The following is a 1046-nucleotide window of genomic DNA, read 5'->3' on the forward strand; positions in this document are numbered from 1 at the left end:
ACGGGTAACACGTTTTCTTCCACTGAGACAAGGGCTTCTAGCGAGTGGATAGTTTCCTTACTGTTGGAAATGGTGACACTATATAAACCAGAATCGCTAAGTTGAGCGCTCGTTTTATTGTAGGAGCTTGCTGTCGCGCCCGGGATATTCTCGCCATCCTTCTGCCACTGATAGCTTAAGCTTCCCGCTCCGGATGCGAGAACAAACAAAGAAAAGCTTTGTGATTCACTGGTATGTATGGACTGCGGTTGAGTTTGAATTTGAAGCTCAGCGCTGTCGAGATCTTCTGCAATATTTTGAGCATCATTGGTGATACTGCTCAGTGCGCTAGCATAACTATTTCCGTTGTCAGAGTAGGTGTCCAGGTATGCAGAAAGCTGCTCTGCTAGGTCGCTTGCTGTGTAGAACACGTTCGCTAAGGGAATATGATCAAGCAATTGGTTCGTGCCTATCCACTCTGTATCAAGCGCGTGCTCATAAAGAGAAGCGCTTAGAATTGCTTGCTTTAGAGATTCGTCACTTGCATCCGAGAGCTTTGTTAGGTCAAGTGTTGGGGTAGTTAAGGGGTCGCTCTCTAAGTCAAAACTTTCCATGACCCACTGAGTGGCTGTTACTATGTTTTGCGCATTTAAGCCCTGAGGCAGAGACTGCGCAGTTTTAACAATAAGGTGACTTAAAGGTGAAAGAAACGTTGTGGAGTGGGTTTGCTTGCTTGTTAGACCTAAGAGTTGAAAATAAGCTGGGAGTCTGACTGCTTCACCAAACGAAAGTGTTTGGCCAGATATTTTTTCAATACAGCCTTCTACCAGGTCGCAAAGCATGCGAGTATCAGTATCTACGCTTAGTGAGAGTAGAACGAGCGTGCCATCTTCAAGTTCGTTTAAGTCTAGTGAAAAATAGCCGGATGAGTCGCTGCGTGTTTGTGTGATCAGGCTATTATCTTCGGCTCGGTATGCGCTGATTATGCCGTTGCTGATGACGCCTTTAACAGCACGTCCATCAACATTGTTATCTTGCCGGTCGCTATCAAAAAATTCGCAGCCACT

At 45.8% G+C, this 1046-nt stretch carries 1 protein-coding gene; it reads right to left on the reverse strand.

Annotated elements, in window-relative coordinates:
- The coding region (locus A3763_RS28820; RefSeq protein ID WP_197482953.1) for an immunoglobulin domain-containing protein at positions 1–1046 on the reverse strand (1046 nt) is incomplete at both ends.

Source organism: Oleiphilus sp. HI0128, assembly GCF_001635365.1.